This is a genomic window from Euzebyales bacterium (assembly GCA_035461305.1).
Classification (GTDB): Bacteria; Actinomycetota; Nitriliruptoria; order Euzebyales; family JAHELV01; genus JAHELV01.
The window spans coordinates 1-5365 of sequence record DATHVN010000119.1 but is presented as its reverse complement, the minus strand read 5'-3'; the positions used below and the strand labels follow the sequence as shown (position 1 = coordinate 5365).

Genomic DNA, 5365 nt, shown 5'->3' with positions numbered 1-5365 from the left:
GACCATGCCGGGACACACGGCCCATGCCTTGATCCCGTGCGACTGGTTCTCTTCCTGCAGCAGTTCGGTCAGCACGCGCAGCGCATGCTTGCTGACGGCATACTCGCCCATGCCGGGATACACGAAGACGCCGGCTTCGCTGCAGATGTTGACGACGAAACCGCGACGACGTGCCCGCATGGCGGGCAGGACGCGTGCGCACAGCACCGCCGGACCGCGAAGGTTGACGTCAAACGTCTCGTCCCACTGGTCGATGTCGAGCTCGTGCACCGGCTGACCATGCCCGACCCCGGCTGCGTTCACCAGGATGTCGACCGGACCGAGCCGACGCTTCACGCGATCCACGAGGTCGTGCAGCTGCGCCTCGTCGGCCACGTCCGTCGGCAGGCTCACAGCTGACCCGCCTGCGGCCGTGATCTCGGCTGCCACTCGGGCGAGCTCCGCCTGTCGTCGTGCCGCCAACGCGACGCGGACCCCGTGCCGTGCCAGCATCTCGGCCAGACCCCGTCCGATTCCCGACTAGGCGCCTGTGACGATCGCGACCGATCCCGCAAGCTCGGTCATCGCATGCGTCCGGTTCCGGGCGCGGACTCCGGCGGATGCGACACGGTTCCTCCTCGAGCACGACCGCGGACGTCCACGATCGTGCCGACCGTAGCGTCCCGCGGTCGCACTAGCGACGTGTGTCACGCATGAGCGACCGTGCGTGCGATCGAATGGGGCGATCCTGCCGTCTCGATCAGGATGTCATCGAGCGTCAGACCACGTCGCGGTCCGCACCCGGCCAGTATGAGGGATCCCTCGGCTCCACGATGATGGTGCCGTACAGGTCCATCTCCTGCGCGTAGTCCTCGCGGATGTGCCGGCGGTACCAGTAGATCCCGGGGTCGGGGGACCTCGGGCGATGGGTGTACCGCCCACCCGCCGGGATCGGCGCCCGTGTCTTGTGCAGGACGCTGTCGTACCGGTGCTCGAGATGTCGACCGGACTTCCTGCGATCGTGGCTGTGGGCTGGGCGCTCGCTTCGATGTCATCACTCATCGCGATGCTCCTGTGTGCAACCATCCGTGGTCGACGCCACGGTGGCCGGAGCCGAGTCTGGATGCTGTCCCAGCGGTGTCCCGAGGCGCCTCGGTACGTCGACGAGCGCTCGATCGATCGCGACCGTACATGGGGTGCAATGACGCGGTCGGTCGGCGTCCGGGTCCGGGTCCTTCGCCCCTGACCGCGACGGTGGAGTGTCGGACACTGAGGGAGCCGCAGATGTCGAGTGGAGTCCGTGGTGGTCGCATGACCGTCCGGAAGGAGGCTCGGGAGGTGCTCGACGATGATCCATTGGGTGCTGGTGCTGGTGTTGTTCGCGCACGGATGGGTGCACCTGGTCGTGTGGGGGATGGTCCCCGCGATCCCGTCGCAGGTCGCCGACCCGACGCACTCGTGGGTGCTCGGTGACCGTCGGCCCGTCGCGAGGGTCCTGACCGGGCTGACGATGACGCTGTTCGCCGTGGCCGCACTGGCGCTGGCCCTCCAGGCGGCGTGGTGGGGACCGGTGACCGTTGCCGCGGCGGGTGTCTCGCTCCTGCTGGTCGCCCTGTTCCCCGCGGCGATCGCGAACGTCTGGATCGTCGCGCCCGTGGCCATCGACCTGGCGCTGATCATCGGAGTCGTGTGGCTCGACCGGCCCGTACGGGCGATGTTCGGCGGCTGACCCCGACGTCCCGGCGACACCCGCACGCGTGACGCGCGGCCCGGGTGGCCGCGCTTGACGTCCGCCTACTGGGGCCGGCCCGGCGGGGTGATCCCACTGGAGCCGAGGAGCAGATCCCAGGCGTTCTCGGTGCCGACGATGAACATCAGCACCACGTACGCTGCCGGTGCGGAGACCGAGGATCGGGCGCCCGTGATCATGGCAACCTCCGACGGCCAGGATCGCTTCGGCCACCAGCGGAACGACGAAGCGGTAGGCGACGACGACCCGTGTCTCGTTGCGTGGTAGGCGGGCCTGGGCCCGGTCGATGCCGATGATGACCACGAAGCCGAAGGTTGCCAGGAACAGCAACGTGACCTCTGCGACGACCGGGGAGGCGGGGACGAGCATCGCCAGCGACACCCAGAACGGGTGCAGGAGGTTGACCACCGCCATCGTCCCCAGCAGCTGCATTCGGGGTTCGAGCGGCTGGCGTCCGACCTGGATGGAGACGCCGACGAACACCAGGCCGACGGGGGTGGCGCTGGCGCCGGCCACCACCGCGTAGAAGTCACGTCACGCGAGAAGCGTCTCCGCCAGACCCACGATCCCCCCGACCCGCGGTCCTGCGCACTATTCCGCCGTCCTTCACGTGCTCACCGCAGACACCCCACGGCACGCGACGTCGCGGTGCGGGTGCGGGGCGGCCGTTCGACGCCCTGCTCCATCCCGGCGATGTGCATCGCGACGTGACCGATGACCGGCGCGAGGACGCTGCCGGTCGCGAGGAACGACACCGTGAGCACTCCGCAGCCGGCGGCGACGGGAACGGCCACGATGGCGTCGCCCAGCACTCCCCACCCGGCGTGGTGCACGACCCACTCGCCGATGCCGGCGCCGGTCCACGCCAGGTAGCCGCCGGTCAGCGCGGCCGTGACGAGGAACCCCGAGCCTAGCAGTGCGAGCAGCCAGGCGGCGGCCTCCATCCGGGTCGCGATGGCTCAGGTGTGATCACCGAGCCCACCCGGGTGCAGGCGCTCCATCTCGCGGCGGATCCGCTCCTCCGACGGCGGTTGCCGGAAGGTGTCCCAGCCGTGGAAGAAGAGCCCGATGCCCCAGCCGAACAGCGGGAACATCGGCCAGAAGAACCCACCGCCGGTGAAGATCCAGATCGCGATGATGAAGGCGTTGAACAGCAGGTAGGCGACCAGGTGGGTCCAGAATTCCGAGCGCTTCTTGAGCTGTTCGAGGGCTTCGGCCCGCAGTGGGTCGTCGTGGGTCTGATGGGTCTCATGGGTTGTCATGGCAGCCTCCTCACATGCTGCTGATCGGCCGTGGGTGTGCCGCGGCGCCGCGCTGGCGGCGGGCGGCGAGCCAGATGACCGCCGCCATCACCCCCAGGACGTCCGCGAACCCCAGGATCGACGCCCACGGCAGGGCGATGTCGCCGGACTCGACGTAGTTGAAGAACGCGCCGATCGGGGTCAGCAACGGCCACAGCACGAGGACGTTCTCGACCAGCCGGTAGGCGATCGCGTACACGACCCCGAGCCCGAACAGGAACACCATCTCGCCGCCGGCCATGCCGTAGCCGACGTGGTACAGCGCGTACAGGACCGCTGCACCGCCGACCCCGCCGACGGTGCCGAAGCTCGCCTCCAACCGCCCCTGCACGAACCCGCGGAAGAACACGGCCTCGAACACCCCGACGGTCAACGAAAGCACGAGCAACGGCACCCAGTCGACCGGCGCGGGCAGCGCATAGCCCCAGAACATGATCGCGAACTGCACGCCGCCGAACAGCGCCGCCAGCGCGAGTGTCGGACGCAGGGCATGGACACCGAGCCCGAGGGTTCGCAGCGGGCGGTGGCGCACCCATGTGGTGTAGCCGACCGGACCCGCCACGCCCAGGATGAGTCCCCCGGCGAACGCCAGGAACAGCCCGAGCACACGATCGGCCGTGAACCCCACGAACGCGAGCCGGAACAGGCCAACGACGGCCAGATAGAGCCCGCTGACGACCAGCAGATCGACCCGGTCGACGCGCCACGCCAGCCACGACACACCGCGCGCCGCGCGCGCCGTCACGGCCAGCAACGCGGCCGCTGCGATCGGGATGACCACACCCCACGCCACTAGCGGAAACACCGGCAGCGACAACAGCGCAGCGACGACGAACACCACCCACGTCGCCGGCAGCCAGCGCCGGACGCTCGGACGCGACGATGCGTCCACCGTCGTCACAGGCCTCGACCGCAGCTCTGTCGACATGGACGTCACCTGCCCGGTGGCCTCCGACCGGCGACCTGCCGCTGGGCCAGCGGCAACGCCCGTCGCCGCTCTTGTTCGTAAGCATGCATTCCCACGGGATGGCCGGCACGGCCCAACGCCCCCCTGCCGCCGGGACATCAGACCCACCGCGTCAGGTCCCGTCGTGGGGCGTGAACACCGCTGGCCATCGCAGCGCTCGACGGTCGGTTCACGGCGACGAGCGCACCGCGGCTGGGCACGACGATCACGGCTGAGATCCCACGCGTGTCGTAGTCGTTGACGGCTCCCTGCTGCTGCGCGAGGGGATCGGGCGCCTGCGCGAGGAGGCCGGCTTCGTGGTCGACGGCCTCGCCGCGACCGCCGAGGAGCTGTTGCTGCCCGTCGTTCACCGACATCGTCGGCGCGACCGCGCAGGCCGCTGCGGTTGGCGACGGCCAGTGGCGTCGGACCCTGGACGGCCACGACGCCCTCGTCGGTCGGTTGCTGCGCGCTATCGCGGTGAGCGGATCAAGTCGACCTGCGACGGAGTCCTGGCCGTTTTCGACGGGCCCGCTCGTGCCGTGCGGTGGGCCCAGGCGACCGCGACTGCGATGCAGGAGCTTGGCCTACGGATCCGCGCCGGTGTGCACACCGGTGAGGTCGAGCGTCGCGGGGACGACATCGGTGGGCTCGCCGTCCACATCGCTGCGCGCGTCGCCGGTCTCGCAGGCGCGGGGGAAGTGCTGGTCTCGCGCACCGTCACGGATCTCGTGGCCGGCGCCGGCCTTCCGTTCTCGGCCCGGGGTGCCCACACCCTCAAGGGCGTCCCGGGACAGTGGGATCTGTACGCCGCCACATGAGTCGGCATCCCCTGTGACCGCCCGAACGATCGCCGGGGACCGGCGCGGACCTGGACCACCTCGTGTCCGACCACAACGCCGAGGTGGGGCGGACAGCGGCCATGGCACTCGCCGCTGTGCGATGCGACACGCGGAGGCGAACAGCATGCGGGCGCGTCCAGCCCCACTGACGTGCCCATGGCTGACGAACCCGCCGGGTTCGGCCGAAATGGGGGTAACCGGGTCACGGCACCAGCGTCTGCCAGTCCGCCAACCCCTCGACCACAGGCTGTCGGAGTCGGACGTCCGTGCAAGTTGGGGCTTTCCTACACCGCAGTCGAATGGCTAGGATCACCGTCACGGCATCCGGTCTCGAGGAACACCGATGCTCACCAGGTCCATCCACGTCGCCTTGGCTCTGCTGATCGCACTGGCCCCGCTGGCAACCCCCGGGGTAGCGCACAGCAGCGTTGAGACCATGGTGTCCATCGCGGGGACGGTCAGCGGCTCCACCGGCGAAGTCAGGCTCGGTGTCAACGCTCGCGGAACCCCACGAGATCTGAAGGGCACGGGCGGTTCCGCCCATGTC

Annotated in this window: 9 protein-coding genes; 3 read left to right on the top strand and 6 right to left on the bottom strand. The window is 69.7% G+C overall.

Annotation, left to right across the window (positions count from 1 at the left end; genetic code table 11):
• On the bottom strand, window positions 1–513 hold a 513-nt coding region (locus VK923_11190; protein ID HSJ45234.1), incomplete at its 3' end, for an SDR family oxidoreductase.
• A gap of 814 nt (window positions 514–1327) precedes the next feature.
• On the opposite strand from VK923_11190, the gene VK923_11185 reads away from it, so the two are divergent.
• On the top strand, window positions 1328–1708 hold the full coding sequence (locus tag VK923_11185) for a hypothetical protein (GenBank protein HSJ45233.1): 381 nt from the start codon (window positions 1328–1330) through the stop codon (window positions 1706–1708).
• Between the two features lie 65 nt (window positions 1709–1773).
• Here VK923_11185 and VK923_11180 read toward each other — a convergent pair whose 3' ends face one another.
• The 5 genes from VK923_11180 to VK923_11160 form a co-directional block, all read right to left on the bottom strand.
• Entirely contained in the window at window positions 1774–1908 is a 135-nt protein-coding gene (locus VK923_11180; GenBank protein ID HSJ45232.1) for a hypothetical protein, read from the bottom strand.
• A gap of 435 nt (window positions 1909–2343) precedes the next feature.
• Window positions 2344–2673 (bottom strand): hypothetical protein, encoded by a 330-nt coding sequence (locus VK923_11175; GenBank protein HSJ45231.1) that lies wholly within the window; start codon window positions 2671–2673, stop codon window positions 2344–2346.
• A 15-nt stretch (window positions 2674–2688) separates the two neighbouring features.
• The gene (locus tag VK923_11170; protein ID HSJ45230.1) at window positions 2689–2991 is read right to left on the bottom strand and encodes a 2TM domain-containing protein; all 303 of its coding nucleotides are present in this window, start codon (window positions 2989–2991) and stop codon (window positions 2689–2691) included.
• A 10-nt stretch (window positions 2992–3001) separates the two neighbouring features.
• Window positions 3002–3958: a CPBP family intramembrane glutamic endopeptidase gene (locus VK923_11165; GenBank protein ID HSJ45229.1), complete on the bottom strand. Its 957-nt coding sequence runs from the start codon at window positions 3956–3958 to the stop codon at window positions 3002–3004.
• A 137-nt stretch (window positions 3959–4095) separates the two neighbouring features.
• A complete protein-coding gene (locus VK923_11160) occupies window positions 4096–4347 on the bottom strand; it encodes a hypothetical protein (GenBank protein ID HSJ45228.1) in 252 nt (83 codons plus the stop codon).
• 201 nt (window positions 4348–4548) lie between these two features.
• On the opposite strand from VK923_11160, the gene VK923_11155 reads away from it, so the two are divergent.
• Window positions 4549–4797, top strand: coding sequence for an adenylate/guanylate cyclase domain-containing protein (locus VK923_11155; protein HSJ45227.1), 249 nt, complete (start codon window positions 4549–4551; stop codon window positions 4795–4797).
• 364 nt (window positions 4798–5161) lie between these two features.
• Window positions 5162–5365 (top strand): hypothetical protein (locus tag VK923_11150; protein HSJ45226.1); only part of this gene is annotated, 204 nt, incomplete at its 3' end.

Coding starts and splice junctions, on each gene's coding strand:
- VK923_11185 (HSJ45233.1), top strand. CDS start 1,328: ATGATCCATTGGGTGCTGGTGCTGGTGTTGTTCGCGCACGGATGGGTG.
- VK923_11180 (HSJ45232.1), bottom strand. CDS start 1,908: ATGATCACGGGCGCCCGATCCTCGGTCTCCGCACCGGCAGCGTACGTG.
- VK923_11175 (HSJ45231.1), bottom strand. CDS start 2,673: ATGGAGGCCGCCGCCTGGCTGCTCGCACTGCTAGGCTCGGGGTTCCTC.
- VK923_11170 (HSJ45230.1), bottom strand. CDS start 2,991: ATGACAACCCATGAGACCCATCAGACCCACGACGACCCACTGCGGGCC.
- VK923_11165 (HSJ45229.1), bottom strand. CDS start 3,958: ATGTCGACAGAGCTGCGGTCGAGGCCTGTGACGACGGTGGACGCATCG.
- VK923_11155 (HSJ45227.1), top strand. CDS start 4,549: ATGCAGGAGCTTGGCCTACGGATCCGCGCCGGTGTGCACACCGGTGAG.